This is a genomic window from Nocardioides sp. NPDC051685, from assembly GCF_044453405.1.
GTDB lineage: Bacteria > Actinomycetota > Actinomycetes > Propionibacteriales > Nocardioidaceae > Nocardioides.
On the sequence record NZ_JBITCR010000007.1, the window covers coordinates 70,820 to 89,538 of the forward strand.

The following is an 18,719-nucleotide window of genomic DNA, read 5'->3' on the forward strand; positions in this document are numbered from 1 at the left end:
AGGTCCCGCGATGCGTCGTGCGGCAGCAGTCACCGTCGCCATGCTCTTCGTCTTCTCGCTCACCGCAGCGGCGCCGGCGATGAGCGCGAGCGCGACGCCGGAGCTGCGGGACGTGATGGTCGTGGGCAACAACTGGGACGGCACGGCCTCGATCGTCGACGCGCGCAGCCTCGAGGTGCTGCGTAAGGGCATCGACCTGGTTCCGGACAAGGACGAGGAGATCGCCGAGATCCACCAGGATCCCGAGCGGCTGGCCTACTACTACCTGGTCCGCTACGGCCCCGGTGAGGGCAACGACCAGCTCGTGGACGACATGTTCACCACCCGGGACGGCAGGTTGCTGGCGGTCTCGCGTCCCAGCCTCGCCGACGTGGTCTGGATCGATATCGAGAAGGCGCTCGCCGGCTCACCGGACCCCATCGTGGTCGAGCAGCAGATGGACGGCCACCGCACCGACCACATGGGCCTCTCCCCCGACGGCACCAAGCTGCTGGTCTCCGACTCGACCTCGCGCTCGGTGCACGAGTACTGGATGGGTGGCGCCGGCGACCCGCGGACCGGCGAGCGGCTGCGTACGTTCGAGTCGGGCGAGACGCCCCACGAGAACAACTACTCCGAGGACGGCTCGCGGATCTTCCACGCCTCCATCGGCCGCGTCTACCTCCCCGGCGACCAGAAGGAGCTCTCGCTCGACTCGCTGCCGCTGATCAACCTCGACCAGCTCGGCCTCGGCACCATCCCCGGCACCGACCTGCTGCCGCCCATCAAGATCGGCCCGGTCCACGACGCGATCAAGGGCGACCGCTGGTTCGAGATCGTCGACGAGTCCAGCTTCGAGGTCTCCCAGCGCTGGGAGATGGGCAAGGAGCTCGAGGAGGCCGGTTACCCCTCGATCTCCTCAGCCGTACGTCCCATGGCGGTCGCGCCCGGTGAGCGGTTCATCTACTTCCAGATGTCCTTCCTGCACGGCCTCGTCGAGTTCGACACCCAGGCGGCCGACATCGACGGCAAGGTCGGCTACTCCACCGGCTCCATCGAGGAGCCCCGCACCGGCGCCGTCACGCGCGTCATCCCGCTCCCCAAGCGCACCCAGCTGCCGCGCGAGCTCTACGTCAACGACTCCGCCCACCACGGCCTCTCGATCGACGCCAAGGGGAAGACGCTGTGTGCGGCCGGCACGATGGACGACTACGTCGCGATGGTCGACCGCGCGACGGGTGACTTCACGACCCTCGACGAGGAGACGACCGGGCACTACTACGGCAAGCCCTACTGGACCACCGAGGGCCTCGGAAACACCTGCTGGGCGTCGCTGTCGGACGCCGACGCAGTCGCGGTGATCGACTTCCGCACCGGCAAGGAGCTCGCCTACCTCGACGTCGGCAACCACCCCCAGCGCGTACGCCAGGGGCAGATCCCGAACTCGCTGCTGAGCTAGGCGCTTGGTCAGCGAACCGGCGCGCCGGCGCCGGAGAGCGCCTGCTTGACCTCGCCGATCCGCACCTTGCCGAAGTGGAAGATCGTGGCCGCGAGGACGGCGTCCGCGCCGGCCTCGACCGCGGGCGGGAAGTGCTCGGCCTTCCCGGCGCCACCGGAGGCGATGACCGGGACGGTCACCTCGCTGCGTACGGCCTTGATCAGGTCGATGTCGAAGCCGTCCTCGGTGCCGTCGGCGTCCATCGCGTTGAGCAGGATCTCGCCGGCGCCGAGCTCGACGGCCTTCGCCGCCCACTCGATCGCGTCGATCCCCGCGGACTTGCGCCCGCCGTGGGTGGTGACCTCGAACCCGGAGTCGGTCCCCGGCGCCCGCCGGGCGTCGACGGAGAGCACCAGGACCTGGTTGCCGAACCGGTCGGCGATCTCGGCGATCAGCTCGGGACGGACGATGGCCGCGGTGTTGACCGCGATCTTGTCGGCGCCGGCACGGAGCATCCGGTCGACGTCGTCGACGCTGCGGATCCCGCCGCCGACGGTGAGCGGGATGAAGACCTGCTCAGCGGTGCGGGTGACGATCTCGAGGGTCGTCGCCCGCCCCTCGTGGGAGGCGGAGATGTCGAGGAAGGTGAGCTCGTCGGCGCCTTCCTTGTCGTAGATCGCCGCCAGCTCCACCGGGTCGCCGGCGTCGCGCAGCTCCTTGAAGTTGATCCCCTTGACGACGCGACCGGCGTCGACGTCGAGGCACGGGATGACGCGCACAGAGAGGGTCACGACTGGTCACCCCGTGGCCGTCCGAGGGTGAGGTCGAGCGCCTCGGCGAGGTCCAGGGAGCCGGTGTAGAGCGCCGTGCCGGCGATCGCGCCCTCGACACCGATCTCCACCAGGCCCATCAGCGCCTCGATGTCGTCGATGGTGGTCACTCCCCCGCTCGCCACGACCGGGCGGTCGGTGGCCTCGCAGACCGCGCGGAGCAGGTCGAGGTTGGGACCCTGGAGCATGCCGTCCTTGTTGACGTCGGTGACGACGTAGCGCGCGCAGCCCTCCTCGTCCAGGCGAGCAAGGGTCTCGTAGAGGTCGCCGCCCTCCTTGGTCCAGCCGCGCGCGGCGAGGGTGCGGCCGCGTACGTCCAGACCCACCGCGACCCGGTCGCCGTATTCCGCGATCGCGGCACGGGTCCACTCCGGGTTCTCCAGCGCGGCGGTGCCGATGTTGACGCGGCGGCAGCCGGTCGCCATCGCGGCCGCGAGGGACTCGTCGTCGCGGATGCCACCGCTCATCTCGACCTTGATGTCGAGCTTGCCGACGATCCCGGCGAGGATCTCGCGGTTGTTGCCGTGGCCGAACGCGGCGTCGAGGTCCACCAGATGGATCCACTCGGCGCCGGTCTCCTGCCACCTCAGCGCGGCCTCGTAAGGATCGCCGAACCGCTTCTCCGACCCGTCCACGCCCTGGACCAGCTGCACCGCCTGCCCGCCCTTCACATCGACGGCCGGCAGGAGCTCGAGGTAGTCACCCATGGGGACGATCCTATGTTCTGTACGCCGCCACTCCTGCCCCGCGGTCCGGGTGCGAGACGGTTCCTCCATCAAGGTATGCAGGCGAAGGAACACATCCCTCGCGGAACTCCGCACGGGAAGCGGTCGTTCGGCTGCATACCTTGACCAAGGAACACGCTCAGCGGGGCGCCAGCAGCTCGAACTCGTACGCGTCGGGGTCGGTCATCCTCGCCCACCGCCCGTCGCTGCCGATCTCGGCGACCAGCGTCGCTCCGAGCCCGACGAGACGTCGGATCTCGTCGGCGGGATCGGTGTCCTCGAGCGCGATCAGGTCGAAGCGGAACCGGTCACGCGGACCGCGCGGCACCGGCGGCGGCCCACCCCAGGCGACCTTGGCGCTGCCCGAGGGGGTCGCGACCGCGGTCTCGCCGTCCTGGTCCCAGACCAGCGGCCAGCCGAGCGCCGCGCTCCAGAACACCCCGGTTTCCCGGGATCCGTCGGCAGCGACCTCGCCGAGGAACCCGGTGCCGGCCAGCCAGTTGTTGCCCGCCGGGATCACGCACAGCTCGTTGCCCTCCGGGTCGCCGAGCACGATGTGGTCCTCGTCCGGCAGCTGCCCGACGTCGAGGTGGGTCGCGCCGAGGCCGATCAGACGCTCCACGGTCAGCTGCTGGTCGTCGGCCAGCGCGCTGGTCAGATGCAGATGGTGCGGGTTCGCGAGCACCTTCGGCGCATCCGTGCGCAGGAACCGGATCCGGAGGTCGTCGTCCGCGCGCGGCAGCAGCCTGATCTCCTCGCCGCTGGTCTCGGTCTTCCGATCCAGCACCGCCGCCCAGAAGTCCGCGACCCGCTCCGGGTCGTTGGCATCGATGCAGATCCCGAACCGCCGAGGTGTCATTCCGGCAACCTAGATCGCGCCGAGATTCCTACGCAATCGGATTCGGCCCTGCTGCCATGGTCGCGAGCTTGGCCAGCCCCTTCTCCATGTCGGGAGCGATCGCCTTCTCCATCGAGTAGAACCTGAGCATCAACCCCATCACGCCCGTCACCGACCCGGTGTGGGTCCAGGTCAGCCGGGTGCCGTCGGCCACGGTCGCCAGGTCGAAGCTCACCGTGCTTCGGCTCTTGAACGGCTTCAGGAACTCCAGCGCGACCTCGACATGGTCGGGCCGCGACTCGATGATCTCCATCGTGCCGGCCCCAGCGCGCTTGTTGCCCGACCAGGCATAGCGCGCGCCGACACCGGACTCGGCACCCGAGTGGGTCCGCGACATGTCCGGATCGAGCTCCTCCCAGGGCGACCAGGCCGGCCACTGGTGGAAGTCGTCGAGCAGCGCGTGCACGCGGCCGATGTCGCACGGCAGCACAGCAGACCTGGAGACCTGGTAGTCGGTCATGTCATGACCGTACGCCCGCGGCGACCAGTTCGAGCACGTCTTCGGTGCTGCGTACGTCGCCGAAGGTGCGATAGACCGTGGTCAGCGTCGCGTTGTGGGAGTCGGCGTCGCGTCCTGCGGTGGCGTCGGCGACCAGGATCGTGCGATATCCCAACGTGGCAGCGTCGCGCGCCGTGCCGGCGACGCAGACCTCGGTGAGCGTGCCGGTGACGACGACGTTCTCGATGCCGCGCTCCTGAAGCCGGTCGTGCAGCGTCGAGCTGCCCGGAAACAGTGCGCTCGTCGCGGTCTTCTCGATGAGCACGTCGCCATCGCGTGCCTCCAGCCCCGGTCCGAGGCGGCTCGCGATCGGTCCGCTCCCGCCGCTGCCCCGGAACATCTCCGCGACCTCCTCCCCGAGGAACTCCCGCGCCCAGGTCGTCGGTCCGGGGTCGCCCGGCACGATCCACGCGACGGCGCCACCGGCGTCACGGAGGGCATCGGCGAGGAGACGTACGTTCGGGATGATCTCGGCACAGGTCGTGTTCGCCTCGAAGAAGAACGGGACGAGGTCGACGACGAGCAGCGCGGTCCGGGACGGGTCGAGGCTCTCGTAGGCATGGCGTCTGCCCCGCCGGGCCTCTTGTCGGGCGTACTCACGCTCGGGGATCGCCCACCTGTGCACTCTCGGACCCCGCACCTCAGGCGGTCTCGGGGTTGACGCCGACCGAGCCGTCGATCGTCTCGCGGAGGATGTCGGCGTGGCCGGCGTGACGGGTGGCGGCGGCCCACCACCCGTCGGTGTCCCAGGGCGGGAGGTCGATCGGCGGCGTACGGTCGAAGACCTCACCGAAGTAGCGGGCGTCGGAGAGGGCGTTGTGCTTGACCAGGCCGAGCAGGTTGGTGCCGGTCGGGGTCAGCGGGCGGCGGATGTCGTCCTCCGGCAGCCCCTCGAGCTTCCACGCCAACACCTCCCGGACGCCTCGGAGCTTGTCGTGCAGGTGAGCCTTGGCGAAGTCGTCGATCACGACGACCATCCTGCCGTGCTGGGAGGGGTCAGCGGCGGAACAGCAGCGTGTAGACCACAGGCGCGACCAGCACCGACGCGATGGCCGCGAAGACCACCGTGCCGACGTCCTCGGTGACGAGGTAGACGAGCGCGTTGAGGAGGAGAAGGACGACGACCAGGATCCGTACGTTGCGCCGCCGGCGCTCCGCGAGCGCGCTGACCGCCCGGGGCCGGCGAGCCGGAACCCAGCCGAAGAGCCGCTCCCGCCGCGCGCGGCGATCGGCGGACCGGGCGGCCCGAGCGGCACGCTCCTCGGCGGCCCGGGCCGCCACCCGCTCTCGCTCGGCACGCGCCTTCGCGCGGGCTCCGGTCTGCGCCACCTACGCCGCCTTCAGGGAACTCACCCAGTTGCGCAGCACCGCAGCGCCGGCGTCGCCGGACTTCTCCGGGTGGAACTGGGTCGCACTCAGCGGACCGTTCTCGACGGCGGCCACGAACCGGTCACCACCGTGCTCGGCCCAGGTGACCAGCGGGGCGACCGTGCGGTCGTTGGTGACCAGGGTCCAGTCGCGCACGCCGTAGGAGTGCACGAAGTAGAACCGCTCCTTCTCGACACCCGCGAACAGCGACGAGCCCGCGGGGACGTCGAGCGTGTTCCAGCCCATGTGCGGCACGATCGGCGCCTGCAGCCGCTCGACGACACCCGGCCACTCCCCGCAGCCTTCGGTCTCGACGCCATGCTCGATGCCGGTCTCGAAGAGGATCTGCATCCCGACGCAGATCCCCATCACCGGACGGCCGCCGGCGAGCCGCCGGGCGATGATCCGCTCACCGCGGATCGCCCGCAGGCCCTTCATGCAGGCCTCGAACGCGCCCACACCCGGCACCAGCAGCCCGTCGGCCGCCATCGCGGCGTCGAGGTCACCGGTCAGCTCGACCGTGGCACCGGCGCGCTCGACGGCGCGGACGGCGGAGCGTACGTTGCCGGAGCCGTAATCGAGGACGACGACGGAGGGCGCACTCACAGTGCACCCTTCGTCGACGGGATCCCGGTCTCGCGCGGGTCGTAGGCGATCGCGTCGCGGAAGGCCCGCGCGAACGCCTTGAACTGCGTCTCCACGATGTGGTGCGGCTCGCGCCCGGCGAGCACGTTGACGTGCATCGTCAGGTGGGCGTGGTGGGCGATGGAGTCGAAGACGTGCTGGGTCAGGGAGCCGAGATAGGGCACCCCGGAGCCGCCGAGCAGGACGTACTGCTGGCCCTCCGGCTCGCCGGTGTGGACCGAGTAGGGCCGGCCGGAGACGTCCACGACGCAGCGTACGAGCGCCTCGTCGAGCGGGACGGTCGCGTCGCCGTAGCGGCGGATGCCCTTCTTGTCGCCCAGCGCCTGGCGCAGCGCCTGGCCGAGCACGATCGCGGTGTCCTCGACGGTGTGGTGGGCGTCGATGTGCACGTCGCCCTCGGAGTGGACGGTCAGGTCGACCAGCGAGTGCCGCCCGAACGCGGTCAGCATGTGGTCGTAGAAGCCGACACCCGTCGAGACGTCGACCCGTCCGGTGCCGTCGAGGTTCACCTCGACGACGACCTTCGACTCCGAGGTCTCCCGCTCGATGCGGGCGGTCCTTGCCGAACTCATGCGCGTGCTCCGTTCACATCGGTCAAAGCTTGCTTGAAGGCGTCCATCTCCTGCGGGGTGCCGACCGAGACCCGCAGCCATCCGTCGGGCCCGGTCTCGCGGATCAGCACACCGCGGTCGAGCAGCCCCTGCCAGACCGCGTGCCGGTCGGCGTAGCGCCCGAAGAGGACGAAGTTGGCGTCCGAGTCGGCCACCTCGAGGCCTTCCCCGCGCAACCAGTCGACCAGGGCGTCCCGCTCCTCGCGGAGCGAGGCCACGTAGCCCAGCAGCTCCGGCGCGTGCCGCAGGGCCGCGCTCGCTGCCGCCTGGGTCACCGCGGAGAGGTGGTAGGGCAGGCGCACGACGCGGATCGCGTCACAGATCGCCGGGTCGGCCGCCAGGTAGCCGAGCCGCAGCCCGGCTCCGGCGAACGCCTTCGACATCGTGCGGGTGACGACCAGGTTGCGGTGCCGGCCGAGCAGCTCGAGCGCAGAGGGCACCCCGGTCCGCCGGAACTCTCCATAGGCCTCGTCGACCACGACGACGCCGGTCTCGCCGACCGCCTCGCACAGCGCGGTGACCGCCTCCTGCGGCAGCGCGGTGCCGGTCGGATTGTTGGGGCTCGGCAGCAGCACGACGTGGGGCCGGGTCTCCTCGACCAGCGCCCGGGCCTTGTCGAGGTCGATCGCGAAGTCGGTCTCGCGGTGGCCGACCAGCCACTCGGTGTTGGTGTCGCGGGCGTACTCGGGATACATCGAGTAGGTCGGCGCGAAGCTGATCGCGGTGCGCCCCGGACCACCGAAGGCCTGCAGCAGCTGCAGCATCACCTCGTTGGACCCGTTGGCCGCCCACACCTGCTCCGGCGTGATCTGCGCCATCGGCACATCGGCGCGAAGGTACGCAGCCAGCCCCTCCCGCAGCGCGACGAACTCGCGGTCGGGATAGCGGTTGAGCGTGCGCGCCGCGGCCCCGACGCTCGCCGCGATGTCGGCGACCGTCTCGGCGGAGGGCTGGTAGGGGTTCTCGTTGACGTTGAGCTGGACCGGGACGTCCAGCTGCGGGGCGCCGTAGGGCTCGATCCCGGCGAGCTCGGCACGGATCGGCGGCCAGCTCACGACGTGAACCTCACCGACACGGCCGCGCCGTGGCCCGGCAGGTCCTCGGCCTCGGCGAGCGTGACCACGTGGTCCTTGACCGCCGCCAGCCCCTCGCGGGAGTAGTCGATGACGTGGATGGACTTGGTGAAGGCGCGCACCGAGAGACCCGAGGAGTGGCAGGCGCAGCCACCGGTGGGCAGGACGTGGTTGGATCCGGCGCAGTAGTCGCCCAGCGACACGGGGGCGTAGGAGCCGACGAAGATCGCGCCGGCGTTGCGGATCCGGCCGGCGACCCGGGCGGCGTCCGCGGTGTGGATCTCGAGGTGCTCGGCGGCGTAGGCGTTCACGACGTCGACACCCTGGTCGATGTCGTCGACGAGCACGATGCCCGACTGGGCGCCGGTCAGCGACGTACGGATCCGCTCGACGTGCTTGGTCGCGGCGACCTGCTTCTCGAGCTCGGCCTCCACGTCGGCGGCGAGCGTCTCGGAGTCGGTGACCAGCACCGAGGCCGCGAGGGGGTCGTGCTCGGCCTGGGAGATCAGGTCGGCGGCGACGTAGGCGGCCTCGGCGGTCTCGTCGGCGAGGATCGCGATCTCGGTCGGGCCGGCCTCGGAGTCGATCCCGACCTGCCCCTTGAGCAGGCGCTTCGCGGTGACGACGTAGATGTTGCCGGGACCGGTCACCATGTCGACGCGCTCGCACGGGTCGACCCCGTAGGCGAACATCGCGATCGCCTGGGCACCACCGACGGCATAGACCTCATCCACACCCAGCAGCGCACACGCGGCCAGGATGGTGGGCTGCGGAAGCCCCCCGAACTCCTTCTGAGGCGGCGAGGCGAGCGCGATCGAGGGCACCCCGGCGACCTGAGCCGGGACGACGTTCATCAGCACCGAGGAGACCAGCGGAGCCAGGCCACCGGGCACGTAGAGCCCCACGCGCCCCACCGGCACCTTGCGGTGCGTCACCCGGGCACCGGGCGCCAGGTCGGTGACCGCGTCCTCCTCGAGCTCGGCGGCACAGGTCGTACGCAGCCGCGCGATCGACTCCTCGAGCCCGGCCCGGATGGCCGGGTCCAGCTCGTCGAGGGCCTTGGTCAGAGCCGCGGCCGGGACCCGGATGTCGTCGACGCGTACGCCGTCGAACTTCTCGGAGAACTCGGCGATCGCCTCCTGTCCGCGCTCGCGGACCGCGTCGATGATCGGCTGCACCGCATGAGTGGCCGCGTCGATGTCGAACTCGGCGCGCGGGACGGCGGCGCGGTAGTCGATGGTCGAAGCGGAGCCCGAGACGGTTGCAGCGGTGCCTGTGTCGGCACCCCTCAGGTCGATGCGGCGGATCATGCCGCAAGTCTACGAGTCGACGGGCCGCTGAGCCGATCTACCGACGCCACGTGGACGCGGCCGGGCAGCGCATACGGAGCCCCGATCCGGGTACCCGGAGGAGTGACCCACCAAAGGAGGATCGCCATGGCACGCCCTGGACTTTTCCACCGTGAGGACAAGCACGCCACCGAGATTTACCCCGAGACCGACGTGGACCACGCCGAGACGCGTGATCCCTATCCCGGCGGTCCGGCGGTCGTCGGCCACGACGACCAGATCAGCCAGCCGCACGCTCATCCCGACGCAGCCGACGTCGAGCACTACCGCCACGCCGAGGACAGTCGCCGAGCCGCGCTGCACGACACCTACGGCGGCATCAGCTGGGGAGCCTGCTTCTTCGGCTGGCTCGTCGCGGTCGCCGTCACCGTCCTGCTCGCAGCCATCATCAGCGCCGTCGCCTCCGCGGTCGGCGTCGACCAGAACCTGACCCGGACAGACCTGGAGTCGATGGCCGACTCGGCCGGCATCGCGGCCGCGATCACGCTCGCCGTGGTGACGTTCATCGGCTATTACGCCGGAGGGTACGTCGCCGCCCGGATGTCCCGCTTCGACGCCCGGCGTCAGGGCCTGGGCGTGTGGGTCGTGGCCATCGTGGTGATGATCATCGCAGCCGTCGCCGGTGCCCTGTTCGGCTCGAGCTACGACATCGTGCAGCGGATCGACCTGCCCAACGTGGGTCTGAGCAGCGACCAGCTCGGTCTGGGCGCCGTGATCGCCGGCGTGGTGCTCCTGGTCGTGATGCTCGTCGGGGCACTCCTCGGCTCGGCCACCGGACAGCGCTACCACACCAAGATCGACCGGGCGGCGTACGACTCCTGACCCCTCGGAACGGTCCCCATACCGTGGGGTTCGCGGGCGCACACGGCCGCGGCCCCATAGGTTGGTTTCCGTGACCGACCGACTTCCGATGTTTCCGCTCAACGCGGTCCTGTTTCCCGGCGTGACACTCCCGCTGCGCGTCTTCGAGGACCGCTACCGCGCGATGGTGCACCACCTGCTGCGCCAGGAAGAGGAGGACCGCCACTTCGGCTCGGTCGCGATCCGCGAGGGCTACGAGGTCGGCGAGACCGGCGCCCAGTCGCTCTACCGCGTCGGGGTGAAGCTGCTGATCACCGAGGTGGAGCGGCACAACGACGGCTCCTTCGACCTCGAGGTGCTCGCCGTGGACCGGATCCGGATGGACAGCCTGGTCAGCTCAGGCGACTTCCCCGTCGCCGACGTCGAGGACCTCCCCGAGGATCACGTGACCGTCCCGGGCGCCGTCGTCGACACCGCACGGGCGACCTTCACCGCCTACCGCGCTGCGCTGCTGGAGTTCCGCGAGGATCCGTTCACAGGCTCGCTCCCCAAGGACCCGGAGTTCCTCTCCTGGACGATCTCGGCCACCACTCCCCTGCCGATGCCCGACCGGCAGGCGCTTCTGGAGGCACCCGACGCCGGCGTACGCCTCGGCATGGCCACCGACCTGCTCCGGGCCGAGCTCAAGGCGATGAACGTGATCCCCTCGCTGCCCGCCACCGAGGTCGCCCGCACGAAGTGGTCGCCCAACTAACCGCGGATCTGACCTTGGTCCCACCGCCTGGGGCCGGTGACCCTGCCCACGGCCGCTCCCGGCGGAGAAGCATCGGGAGCGAGACCGAGGAGGCGGATGATGAAGGCAGTGGTTCTGTACGAGTCGATGTACGGCAACACCGCGACGATCGCTCACGAGATCGGCCGGGGCCTGCGGGACGCGGGCGCGGAGACCGAGGTGATCGACGTGACCGACGCGCCCGAGGACGGGCCGGAGTGCGACCTTCTGGTCGTCGGCGGGCCGACACATGTGGCTTCGTTGAGCCGGCCACGGTCGCGGGCCTCGGCGGTCGAGCACGGCGCGGACGAGAAGCACGCGCGGACGGGGATCCGGGAGTGGATCGAGGGGGCCCGGGCGAGCGCGGGACGGACGGCGACCTTCGACACCCGGATCGAGTCGATGCGCCACTGGCCCGGCTCGGCGGCCAAGACCGCCCGACGCAAGCTACGCCGGCACGACCTTCCCCGGGCCGACGAGGTCGAGTCGTTCTGGGTGAGCGAGGAGAAGGGCCCGCTCCTCGACGGGGAGACCGAGCGGGCACGCGCCTGGGGCGCGCGCCTGGCGCGGTCGAGCCAGGACTCGTGATGCGCACCGGTGTTCTTCTCGTCGCGGCTCTCGCGGGGCTGGCGGCGTACGAACGCCTGGTGAAGCCCTGGCAGGAGTCCTGGGGAGCTCGGCCGGAGGAGAAGGCGATGGACCTGCCCGGCGACGATCAGGTCGCCGAGCCGGCGACCACGGTGACCCGTGCGATCACGATCGACGCGGCCCCTGAAGAGGTATGGCCCTGGTTGGTGCAGATCGGCGCGGACAGGGCCGGCTTCTACAGCTACGCCTGGGCGGAGAACCTGATCGGGCTACACATCCGAAACGCCGACCGCATCGAGCCGGCCTGGCAGCAGCTGAGCGTCGGCGACACGGTCTACGCCGACCGCGGCCGAACCGGCGGCTGGACGGTGGTCGACCTGGTGCCCGGCGAGGCCCTCGTCCTTCGCCTGGCCGACGTGAGCACCGGCCGTCCGGTGAGCCGGCGCGACCCGGCCGCGCCGGGGATCGGGCCGGTCCTGGACTGGGAGTTCGCCTGGATCTTCGCGCTGCTTCCGGAGCCGCACGGACGCACCCGGCTGCTCATCCGCGAGCGGGTCGGCCACGGTTCCACCTCGGCCCGCGTCCTGCTGGCGCCGCTGGGCCAGGTCAGCTTCGTGATGACCCGGAAGATGCTGCTCGGGATCAAGGAGCGTGCCGAACGCGTCCACCCGGAGCGTGCCGGCTCTGCCACCTGATCCAAGGGACCCTGCGGCCGGCCTTCATGCGGAGGTGGCGTTGCGCGTGCAGCGCTGAGCAGATTGCTAGGTTGGCGACCGTGGCGAAGAAGACAGGCTCTGGCGGCACTCCTGCGACCGTGGCCCTCACCCGCGCCGGCATCGGCTACACCCTGCACCCCTACCAGCACGACCCGCGGGCCGAGTCCTACGGCCTGGAGGCCGCCGAGGCCCTCGGCGTCGAACCGAAGCAGGTCTTCAAGACCCTGATGGCCTCCCTGGACGGAAAGCTCGTCGTCGGCATCGTCCCCGTCACCGGCCAGCTCGACCTGAAGGCGCTGGCCCGGGCGCTGGGCGGCTCGAAGGCGCAGATGGCCGAGGTGACCGCGGCCGAACGAGCCACCGGCTACGTCGCCGGCGGCATCTCGCCCGTCGGCCAGAAGCGTCCGCATCCGACCGTCCTGGACGAGTCGGCCATGACGTACGAGACCGTCTACGTCTCCGGCGGCCGCCGCGGCCTCGACATCGAGCTCGCGCCGACGGACCTCATCAAGATCACCGACGCCACCACCGCCCCGATCGCAAAGTAAACCCCCCGAGTCGGCTCGTCATGACGAGCCGACTCGGCGTGAGGTCAGTCGACGGTGATGCGGGCCAGGGCCCGGGAGGTGTCGCCGTCGAGGTACGCGCTGAAGCCGAGCTGTCCGAGCGCCTCGATGTCGTCCGCGGCCTCGGGAGCCTCGGCGGTGACCACCTTGTCGAGGCCGTCGAAGTCGACGTAGACCACCGCGGAGGCGTCATCGGCGTGCGGGACCGCGTTCTTGAACTTCTCGGTCTCCGCCAGGCCACCGTCGGCGAGCAGGTCCTTGCCGTAGTCCCCCATCCCGACGGAGGTCACGTCGCCCTCGCTGTCGACGCTGACGATGCCCTCCGCACCGAACCCGGCCGTGAGGTCGCCGACGAGCTTCTCGACAGCGGCGGTGTCGGACCCGTCGAGCTTGATCCCGAGGTCCAGGGAGTCCGGAGCGCTCAGGTCGATCTCGCCGGCCGCGAGCGCGAAGCTGTCACCGAGGAGCTTCTCGAGGTCACCGGGGGTCATCCCGAGCATCTGCGTGAACTGGTCCTCCGCGCCGCTGCCGGCCAGACCGGTCGTGAGCCAGCCGTCGGCCGGGTTGGCCGCGATCACCGCGGTGGTGTCCTTCGGCAGCGTGCCGGCGATGGTGCCGGCCTCCACGGACTCGGCCTGCTCGCCCATCGACGAGGCGGCCTCGAGCTCGAAGGCGTTCTCCTCGGCACGTACGGTGAAGGCCGCACCACCGAAGTCCTTCAGCGCCGACCGAACCGTGTCGGCCAGGGCTGCCGGGTCGGGCAACGGCGCGATCTCACCCATCGGCTCCTCGCCGAGGTCACCCCCAGCCTCGTCGAACGCGCCGTTCTCGGCCGCGTCGGCGATCACGTCGGGCAGCTCCTTGGCGGCGTACGCCGTGATGAACCCGGTGCCACCGACGTCACCGGTCCACTTCTTGAAGCCGGAGTCGTCGGCCAAGGTGCCGTCGGCCACCGCCTTCTCGATCGCGGCGAGATCGTCATCGGTCTCCGCGATGAGCGCCCAACCGTCGCTGACCGCCCACGCGGACTCCGACCCGCCACACTCGGCGAGCTTGGGAAGGCCGACCTCGGCATCGGACTCGTCGGTGACCTGGAGCGCGAACGCGAGCACCGGCTCCGTGTCCGTCGGGATTGCGCCGACCGCGGCCTTGTAGCCGATCCACGGCTCGACGTCGGCCGCGAAGTCGAGGTCGTCGCAGGCGTTGCTGAACAGCGCCTCGCGCGGGTCCTCGCCCTTCTCGAGGCCGAGCTCCTTCTCGAGGGAAGGCAGCTTGCGCAGCGTCGGCAGCGCACCCTTGGCCTCGGTCAGGTCGATCTCGGTGTAGACGACGGTCGAGGCGGGGAACGCCTCTGCCGGGGAGCCGCCGGCATTGCTCAGCGCGACGGCGGTCAGGGTGCCGGCGGCAGCCAACACGGCAACGCCCCCGACGGCTGCCGCACCGATGATCAGCGGCTTCTTGCTCTTTCCAGCAGGGGCCTCGCCGAGCCCGAGGATCTCTGCGGCCGGCTCAGACGGCGTCTGGCCGGGGGTCGTTTCGGACATCAGTCACTTCCAGGCTCTGTCGGCCGGCACCGATGCCGACCGTCCAACCTGGTGAATCTACGTCGAGCGTCCGCGGGCTGTCCGCCGAATTTAACTTTCGGGCTGACCCAGGTGCTCGGCGGTCTCGCGCGGCGCCCACATCAGGAAGATCACCATCAGCGCCAGCATCGCCGAACCCGGGACGAGCAGGACCAGCCACGGCGAGGCGAGCTGGAAGCTGTCCTGGATCACGGTGCCGTTGGCGGCTCCCTTGGCGAGCCCGTTGGGATCCTCGGGCGAGAGCAGCGAGGTGACCAGCAGCATCAGGCCGCCGCCGATGGCACCGCCGACCGTCAACGCGGCGAGGGTGACCAGCTCGGAGCGGATCAGCCAGACTGCGGCCGCGATCCCGACCAGCAGGCCGAGCACGATCGCGCAGACCGAGAACCAGCCGGTCGCGGCGAAGACACCCTGGTCGATGTTCTGCCCGATGACGGGCGGGTCGATCGAGATGAGCCCCCGGTACCACTTGCCATCGAGAACCATCCCGGTCGGCGGGGTCCACAGCGTCGCCGCGGCCAGACCGGCGACCAGACCGCCGACCACGAAGGCGGCCACGATGATGGCCGCCTGGACCAGCACCGGGCGGGACAGGTCGGGGCGGGCGGGGCGGCGACCGGTCTCGTGGAGAGCGGGCGGCGGCGGCACGATCAGATTGTCAGGCATCCTGGTCCGAGTAGGTGTTTGAGGTCGGCGAACAGCTCGGGAGTCGGTGCAACCCGCAGCCGGTCATCGAGCTTCATGACCCGGGTCGCGTCCCGTGTCATCAACCGTAGCCTGACCTCGGCTACGCCGGGGTAGGTGGTCAGTACGTCACGCAACGAGGCGATCACCTGCGGCGTGCACCGCGTCGACGGCAGCGAGATCACCACCGGTCCCCCGGCGGCACCGGGACCACCGGTCAGGTCGGGGACGGTGACCTCCTGGCCACGCAGCTCGGGCTGGTCCTTGTCGCGGGAGAGCTGGCCCTTGACCCGGATGATCGAGTCCTCGACCAGATGCGGCGCGGCCAGCTGGTAGGACGACGGGAAGAGCAGCACCTCGACCGAGCCCTCGAGGTCCTCCAGCGTCACCGTCGCCCAGGCGTCGCCCTTCTTGGTGATGCGCCGGTTGACGTTCGTGACCAGACCACTCACCGTCACGGTGGCGTTGTGCGGCCGCGACTCGTCGGTCATCAGCTGACCGATGGTGCAGTCGGTGCCGTTGGCGAGGACGTGCTCGAGGCCCATCAGCGGATGGTCGGAGACGTAGAGGCCGAGCATCTCGCGCTCATGTCCGAGCAGGGTCATCTTGTCCCACTCGTCCATCTCGGGGATGGTCACCGAGATCCCGAAGTCGCCACCGTCGGCCTCGTCGAGCCCGCCGAAGAGCGAGTCCTGGCCGATCGCCTCGTTGCGCTTGATGTCGACGTACTGGTCCACCGCGGTCTCGTGGATCGCCACCAGCGAGCGGCGCAGGTGCTTCATGTCGTCGAAGGCGCCGGCCTTGATCAGCGACTCGATCACGCGCTTGTTGCAGACCCGGTCGGGCACCTTGGCGAGGAAGTCGTTGAAGTCCTCGAAACGGCCCTTCTCGGTGCGTGCCTCGACGATCCCGTCGACCACCTGGGCACCGACGTTGCGGACCGCGGTCAGGCCGAAGCGGATGTCGCTGCCGACCGCGGTGAAGTCGTGGGCGGACTCGTTGACGTCGGGCGGCAGCACCGCGATCTTCATCCGGCGACACTCGTTGAGGTAGATCGCCATCTTGTCCTTGTCGTTCTTGACCGAGGTCAAGAGCGCCGCCATGTATTCGGTCGGGTAGTTGGCCTTGAGATAGGCGGTCCAGTAGGTGACCACGCCGTAGGCCGCCGAGTGCGACTTGTTGAAGGCGTAGTCGGAGAACGGCAGCAGGATCTCCCAGATCGTGTCGATCGCCTTCTGGGAGTAGCCACGCTCGAGCATGCCGGCCTGGAAGCCGGCGTACTGCTTGTCGAGCTCGGCCTTCTTCTTCTTGCCCATCGCGCGGCGCAGGTTGTCGGCCTGTCCGAGCGAGAACCCCGCCAGGACCTGGGCGATCGACATCACCTGCTCCTGATAGACGATCAGGCCGTACGTCTCCCCCAGCACCTCCGCGAGCGGCTCCTCGAGCTCGGGGTGGATCGGCACGATCGGCTCGCGGCCGTTCTTGCGGTGCGCGTACTTGTTGTGGGAGTCGGCACCCATCGGGCCCGGTCGGTAGAGCGCGGAGACCGCGGTGATGTCGGCGAAGCGGTCGGGCAGCATCGACCGCAGCAGCGCCCGCATGCCACCACCATCGAGCTGGAAGACGCCGAGCGTGTCGCCACGCTGCATCAGCTCGTAGGTCGGCTTGTCGTCAAAGGGGACGTCCTCGAGCACCAGGTCGATGTCGCGGTTGGCCCGGATGTTGGCGAGCGCGTCCTCGAGTGTGTGGAGGTTGGAGAGGCCCAGGAAGTCCATCTTGACCAGGCCGAGCGACTCACAGGTCGGGTACTCGAACTGGGTGACGACCTGGCCGTCCTGCTTGGGCTCCATCAGCGGGACGATGTCGATGATCGGCTCGGAGGCCATGATCACGCCCGCGGCGTGGATGCCGGTCTGCCGGATCTGGCCCTCGAGGCCGAGCGCGGTCTCGTAGATCTTGCGCACGTCCGGGTCGGTGTCGTGCAGGGCGCGGAAGTCGCCACCCTCGCCGTAGCGCTTGTGGTCGGGGTTGAAGAGCTCCTTGAGCGGCACCCCCTTGCCCATCACGTCGGGCGGCAGCGCCTTGGTGATCCGGTCGCCGATGGCGAAGCCGTGGTCGAGGATGCGGGCGGCGTCCTTGATCGCCTGCTTGGCCTTGATCCGCCCGAAGGTGGCGATCTGGGCGACCTTCTCCGCGCCGTACTTCTCCATGACGTACTTGATCGTCTCGCCGCGGCGGTGGTCGTCGAAGTCGATGTCGAAGTCGGGCATCGAGGGGCGCTCGGGGTTGAGGAACCGCTCGAAGAAGAGTCCGTGCTCGAGCGGGTCGAGGTCGGTGATCTTCAACGCGTACGCCACGATCGAGCCCGCACCCGAACCACGACCCGGTCCGATCCGGATGCCGTTGTTCTTCGACCACTGGATGAAGTCGGCGACCACCAGGAAGTAGCCCGGGTAGCCCTTCTGCAGGATGACCTCGATCTCGAACTCGACGCGGTCCTTGACCTCCTGGGTCAGCTTCTCCCCGGGATAGCGGAGCTCGATGCCGCGCCAGGTCTCCTTGCGCAGCCAGGACTCCTCGGTCTCGCCCTCGGGGATGTCCGCGCGCGCCATGTAGCCACCGGTCGACTCGGTGAACTCGACGTCGCAGCGCTCGGCGATCAGCAGGGTGTTGTCGCAGGCGTCGATCAGGTCCTGGCGCCCCCACAGCTCGCGCATCTCGGCGGCGGACTTGATGTAGTAGCCGCTGCCCTCGAACGCGAACCGCTTGCCGCCCTTGGAGTAGGGCGGCTCGGTCATCCGGCTGCCCGACTGGACGCACAGCAGCGCCTCGTGGGCGGCTGCGTCCTCGGGGTTGTTGTAGTGGGAGTCGTTGGTCGCGACCGGGCGGATGCCCATCGTCTTGCCGAGTTTGAGCAGGTCGTCGCGGACCCGCTTCTCGATGGAGATGCCGTGGTCCATCAGCTCCAGGAAGACGTTCTCCTTGCCGAAGATGTCCTGCAGCTCGCCGGCCTCCTTGAGCGCCTCGTCCCACTGGCCCAGCCGCAGCCTGGTCTGGATCGCGCCGGAGGGGCAGCCGGTGGAGACGATGATCCCCTTGGAGTGCTCGGCGAGGATCTCCTTGTCCATCCGCGGCTTGAAGTAGTAGCCCTCGAGGCTGGAGCGCGAGGAGAGCCGGAAGAGGTTGTGCATCCCCTCGGTGTTCTCGGCCCACATCGTCATGTGGGTGTAGGCGCCACCACCCGAGACGTCGTCGCCGCCCTCCTGCGCCGCATCGCCCTTGCCCCACCGCACCCGCTTACGCTCCGAGCGCGGGGTGTTGGGCGTGATGTAGGCCTCGATGCCGATGATCGGCTTGACGTCGTGGGCCTTCGCCTTCTTCCAGAAGTCGTAGGCCCCGTGCATGTTGCCGTGGTCGGTCATCGCGATCGCCGGCATCTCGAGCTCGCTGGTCCGCTTGAACAGACCGTCGAGGAGCGAGGCGCCGTCCAGCATCGAGTATTCGGTGTGGACGTGCAGGTGGACGAAAGAGTCCTTGGAGCCGGCCGCCATTGGCGTGGAGCCCTCCTCGAGGTCGAACGGATGGAGCGGGCGC

Annotated in this window: 20 protein-coding genes; 6 read left to right on the forward strand and 14 right to left on the reverse strand. The window is 69.7% G+C overall.

Translation table 11 applies throughout. The annotated features are described in order from the left end of the window. Positions 1-10 precede the first annotated feature (10 nt). Positions 11-1,438, forward strand: coding sequence for a YncE family protein (locus ACIA03_RS20280; protein ID WP_396985794.1), 1,428 nt, complete (start codon positions 11-13; stop codon positions 1,436-1,438). A gap of 8 nt (positions 1,439-1,446) precedes the next feature. On the opposite strand, the gene hisF is transcribed toward ACIA03_RS20280, so the two are convergent. From hisF to hisD, 11 genes are all read right to left on the reverse strand, one after another. Continuing rightward, positions 1,447-2,208 (reverse strand): imidazole glycerol phosphate synthase subunit HisF, encoded by a 762-nt coding sequence (gene hisF, locus ACIA03_RS20285; RefSeq protein ID WP_396985796.1) that lies wholly within the window; start codon positions 2,206-2,208, stop codon positions 1,447-1,449. Then, positions 2,205-2,954, reverse strand: a complete 750-nt coding sequence (priA, locus tag ACIA03_RS20290; RefSeq protein WP_396985799.1) for a bifunctional 1-(5-phosphoribosyl)-5-((5-phosphoribosylamino)methylideneamino)imidazole-4-carboxamide isomerase/phosphoribosylanthranilate isomerase PriA — start codon at positions 2,952-2,954, stop codon at positions 2,205-2,207. The genes hisF and priA overlap by 4 nt, the downstream gene beginning before the upstream one ends. Before the next feature lie 157 nt (positions 2,955-3,111). After that, entirely contained in the window at positions 3,112-3,831 is a 720-nt protein-coding gene (locus ACIA03_RS20295) for a VOC family protein (RefSeq protein WP_396985801.1), read from the reverse strand. Positions 3,832-3,859: 28 nt separating this feature from the next. Continuing rightward, complete coding sequence (locus ACIA03_RS20300) at positions 3,860-4,330, reverse strand: SRPBCC family protein (RefSeq protein WP_396985803.1); 471 nt, start codon at positions 4,328-4,330, stop codon at positions 3,860-3,862. 1 nt (position 4,331) lies between these two features. Further along, a complete protein-coding gene (locus ACIA03_RS20305) occupies positions 4,332-4,994 on the reverse strand; it encodes an isochorismatase family protein (protein WP_396985805.1) in 663 nt (220 codons plus the stop codon). Positions 4,995-5,010: 16 nt separating this feature from the next. Continuing rightward, positions 5,011-5,337 (reverse strand): DUF664 domain-containing protein, encoded by a 327-nt coding sequence (locus tag ACIA03_RS20310; RefSeq protein ID WP_396985807.1) that lies wholly within the window; start codon positions 5,335-5,337, stop codon positions 5,011-5,013. 28 nt (positions 5,338-5,365) lie between these two features. Continuing rightward, positions 5,366-5,698: a hypothetical protein gene (locus ACIA03_RS20315; protein WP_396985809.1), complete on the reverse strand. Its 333-nt coding sequence runs from the start codon at positions 5,696-5,698 to the stop codon at positions 5,366-5,368. Beyond that, a complete protein-coding gene (gene hisH, locus ACIA03_RS20320) occupies positions 5,699-6,343 on the reverse strand; it encodes an imidazole glycerol phosphate synthase subunit HisH (RefSeq protein ID WP_396985811.1) in 645 nt (214 codons plus the stop codon). Next, positions 6,340-6,954, reverse strand: coding sequence for an imidazoleglycerol-phosphate dehydratase HisB (hisB, locus tag ACIA03_RS20325; RefSeq protein ID WP_396985813.1), 615 nt, complete (start codon positions 6,952-6,954; stop codon positions 6,340-6,342). Before hisB ends, hisH begins: the two co-directional genes overlap by 4 nt. After that, positions 6,951-8,048: a histidinol-phosphate transaminase gene (locus tag ACIA03_RS20330; RefSeq protein ID WP_396985816.1), complete on the reverse strand. Its 1,098-nt coding sequence runs from the start codon at positions 8,046-8,048 to the stop codon at positions 6,951-6,953. Before ACIA03_RS20330 ends, hisB begins: the two co-directional genes overlap by 4 nt. Then, entirely contained in the window at positions 8,045-9,376 is a 1,332-nt protein-coding gene (hisD, locus tag ACIA03_RS20335) for a histidinol dehydrogenase (RefSeq protein WP_396985818.1), read from the reverse strand. The genes ACIA03_RS20330 and hisD overlap by 4 nt, the downstream gene beginning before the upstream one ends. A 126-nt stretch (positions 9,377-9,502) precedes the next feature. Between hisD and ACIA03_RS20340 the strand changes: the two genes are divergently transcribed. The 5 genes from ACIA03_RS20340 to ybaK all read left to right on the forward strand — a co-directional run bounded on the left by ACIA03_RS20340 (position 9,503) and on the right by ybaK (position 12,840). Continuing rightward, positions 9,503-10,237 carry a hypothetical protein gene (locus tag ACIA03_RS20340; protein ID WP_396985820.1) on the forward strand — a complete coding sequence of 245 codons (735 nt, stop codon included), beginning with the start codon at positions 9,503-9,505 and terminating at the stop codon, positions 10,235-10,237. Positions 10,238-10,307: 70 nt separating this feature from the next. After that, positions 10,308-10,970, forward strand: coding sequence for an LON peptidase substrate-binding domain-containing protein (locus ACIA03_RS20345; RefSeq protein WP_396985822.1), 663 nt, complete (start codon positions 10,308-10,310; stop codon positions 10,968-10,970). A gap of 99 nt (positions 10,971-11,069) precedes the next feature. Continuing rightward, positions 11,070-11,576 carry a flavodoxin domain-containing protein gene (locus ACIA03_RS20350; protein ID WP_396985824.1) on the forward strand — a complete coding sequence of 169 codons (507 nt, stop codon included), beginning with the start codon at positions 11,070-11,072 and terminating at the stop codon, positions 11,574-11,576. Beyond that, on the forward strand, positions 11,576-12,271 hold the full coding sequence (locus ACIA03_RS20355; RefSeq protein ID WP_396985826.1) for a hypothetical protein: 696 nt from the start codon (positions 11,576-11,578) through the stop codon (positions 12,269-12,271). Before ACIA03_RS20350 ends, ACIA03_RS20355 begins: the two co-directional genes overlap by 1 nt. An 80-nt stretch (positions 12,272-12,351) precedes the next feature. Beyond that, positions 12,352-12,840, forward strand: coding sequence for a Cys-tRNA(Pro) deacylase (ybaK, locus tag ACIA03_RS20360; RefSeq protein ID WP_396985828.1), 489 nt, complete (start codon positions 12,352-12,354; stop codon positions 12,838-12,840). Positions 12,841-12,884: 44 nt separating this feature from the next. Here ybaK and ACIA03_RS20365 read toward each other — a convergent pair whose 3' ends face one another. The 3 genes from ACIA03_RS20365 to dnaE all read right to left on the reverse strand — a co-directional run bounded on the left by ACIA03_RS20365 (position 12,885) and on the right by dnaE (position 18,676). Then, positions 12,885-14,402: a hypothetical protein gene (locus tag ACIA03_RS20365; protein WP_396985830.1), complete on the reverse strand. Its 1,518-nt coding sequence runs from the start codon at positions 14,400-14,402 to the stop codon at positions 12,885-12,887. 90 nt (positions 14,403-14,492) lie between these two features. Beyond that, positions 14,493-15,107, reverse strand: coding sequence for a hypothetical protein (locus ACIA03_RS20370; protein WP_396985832.1), 615 nt, complete (start codon positions 15,105-15,107; stop codon positions 14,493-14,495). Continuing rightward, positions 15,092-18,676, reverse strand: coding sequence for a DNA polymerase III subunit alpha (gene dnaE / locus ACIA03_RS20375; protein ID WP_396985834.1), 3,585 nt, complete (start codon positions 18,674-18,676; stop codon positions 15,092-15,094). Before dnaE ends, ACIA03_RS20370 begins: the two co-directional genes overlap by 16 nt. Between the last annotated feature and the right edge of the window lie 43 nt (positions 18,677-18,719).

Bases quoted from the DNA above. Each gene is read 5' to 3' on its own strand.
- ACIA03_RS20280 (WP_396985794.1), top strand. From the start codon at position 11: ATGCGTCGTGCGGCAGCAGTCACCGTCGCCATGCTCTTCGTCTTCTCG.
- priA (WP_396985799.1), bottom strand. From the start codon at position 2,954: ATGGGTGACTACCTCGAGCTCCTGCCGGCCGTCGATGTGAAGGGCGGG.
- ACIA03_RS20295 (WP_396985801.1), bottom strand. From the start codon at position 3,831: ATGACACCTCGGCGGTTCGGGATCTGCATCGATGCCAACGACCCGGAG.
- ACIA03_RS20300 (WP_396985803.1), bottom strand. From the start codon at position 4,330: ATGACCGACTACCAGGTCTCCAGGTCTGCTGTGCTGCCGTGCGACATC.
- hisB (WP_396985813.1), bottom strand. From the start codon at position 6,954: ATGAGTTCGGCAAGGACCGCCCGCATCGAGCGGGAGACCTCGGAGTCG.
- hisD (WP_396985818.1), bottom strand. From the start codon at position 9,376: ATGATCCGCCGCATCGACCTGAGGGGTGCCGACACAGGCACCGCTGCA.
- ACIA03_RS20340 (WP_396985820.1), top strand. From the start codon at position 9,503: ATGGCACGCCCTGGACTTTTCCACCGTGAGGACAAGCACGCCACCGAG.
- ACIA03_RS20350 (WP_396985824.1), top strand. From the start codon at position 11,070: ATGAAGGCAGTGGTTCTGTACGAGTCGATGTACGGCAACACCGCGACG.
- ACIA03_RS20355 (WP_396985826.1), top strand. From the start codon at position 11,576: ATGCGCACCGGTGTTCTTCTCGTCGCGGCTCTCGCGGGGCTGGCGGCG.
- ACIA03_RS20365 (WP_396985830.1), bottom strand. From the start codon at position 14,402: ATGTCCGAAACGACCCCCGGCCAGACGCCGTCTGAGCCGGCCGCAGAG.
- ACIA03_RS20370 (WP_396985832.1), bottom strand. From the start codon at position 15,107: ATGCCTGACAATCTGATCGTGCCGCCGCCGCCCGCTCTCCACGAGACC.
- dnaE (WP_396985834.1), bottom strand. From the start codon at position 18,676: ATGGCGGCCGGCTCCAAGGACTCTTTCGTCCACCTGCACGTCCACACC.